Origin of the sequence: Lentibacillus populi (genome assembly GCA_014642895.1) — a bacterium.
GTDB classification, from domain to species: domain Bacteria; phylum Bacillota; class Bacilli; order Bacillales; family Amphibacillaceae; genus Lentibacillus_C; species Lentibacillus_C populi.
In genome coordinates, this window is the sequence record BMJD01000105.1 from 1 (window position 1) to 1,557 (window position 1,557).

Here is a 1,557-nt window from a genome sequence, read left to right on the forward strand (position 1 = left end):
ATCACTAGCGTTGCAGGAAAATAAAATATAAAAGTCAAGAAATATATTTTATGTGAAATTTGGCAATAATGGCAATTTAACCTTTAAAAGTCATAAAAAAAGCCTTATAATTAGGGTATGGTAGTCCAGTCCAAATCCCTAACTATAAGGAGCTAACATGGACAATAATACCATAAAACATGTATTTAAGGAATACATTCATCCACTGGATACAAAAGTTATACAAAAAATGATTGACCATGCCCAAATCGATAAATATGTAAAAAAGCTTGGTGTACTCACGTTTATCAGAACTTTCATTTATGCTCAGCTGAAAGAATTAAAGAGTCTTGGGCGGATAAGCGATAATGTAAAACGCAAGAAAATGGTACAAAGACTTGTTGGCATAAAGCGTATTAGTAAATCTCAGCTTTCACGAAAGCTGGGTGAAATACCGCCTGAAATTTTTCAGGTTATCCTGCATCATCTGGTTCAAAAATTGCATCAAGAACTCGGTTCCAAGCAAGCAGATAAGGCACTTGGAAAGATACATTTAATCGATTCATCAACGATCTCGATGTGCCTTAGCCAATATGAATGGGCCGTTTTCCGAGAGACAAAAGCTGGAATAAAGCTACATACTTCCGTCAATTTTTGTGATGGTGTTTCTTATCCAAATGACGTGATTCTTACTCCTGCAAAGCCAGCAGATGTCACACAGTTAGACCCATTAATTTTGGGTAAAGATGCGCTTCACGTATTCGACCGCGGCTATTTCGACTTTGGCAAATTTGAGTATTATTGTGCAAACGGAATTCGATTTGTCACCAGAATTAAAGCAAATACGATCGTTCACGTGATAGAGGAACTACCTGTAGATCCATCCTCTGCAATCATTCGTGATGCGATGGTGAAAATCGGAAATATGAAACATCCTTTACATTTGGTAGAAACATTGGATAGTAAAGGCAACCTCATTTCGATTGTATGCAATGATGCAAAAGTGAGCGCGCAAGAAATTAGTGACCTCTACCGTACACGTTGGCAAATCGAATTGTTTTTCAAATGGATAAAGCAGCATTTGGTCTTGATAAAATTTTACGGACAAAGCGAAAATGCCGTATTCAACCAGATTTACATCGCGATGATTACATTCTGCTTAAATCTGTTAATGAAAAACAAATTAGGATATAAAGGTACATTACTGGAAATGTTCAATTGGGTAAGTGATTTTTGGTCTAAAAGTCTTTCGAGCTTCATAAAAGAACTTTTCAAAAAACCGGATCGAACATCCAACGGACGCCGAAAGATGCAGCATCAGCGAATATTTGAAGAAACCTTAGCACAATATGAATCAGGAGATGTTTTACATTTAGATGATCTAACGTACGATCCACTCGTTTAAATAACTAATGAATTCCAAAAAATGGATGAAGGACTACCTTTATAGCCCTATTATCTTTTTTTCTCTGATTCACGAAGAAGGTGAGACTGAATATTCTTTATAATTGATAAATGTAAATAAGTTACAAATCAAAATGGTTGACTAGATCTTTTATTTTTTATGCAACGCTAGTG

At 35.6% G+C, this 1,557-nt stretch carries 1 protein-coding gene; it reads left to right on the forward strand.

Annotation, left to right across the window (positions count from 1 at the left end):
* Positions 1-157: 157 nt before the first annotated feature.
* On the forward strand, positions 158-1,384 hold the full coding sequence (locus IEX12_RS23040) for an IS4 family transposase (RefSeq protein WP_088049366.1): 1,227 nt from the start codon (positions 158-160) through the stop codon (positions 1,382-1,384).
* Positions 1,385-1,557 lie beyond the last annotated feature (173 nt).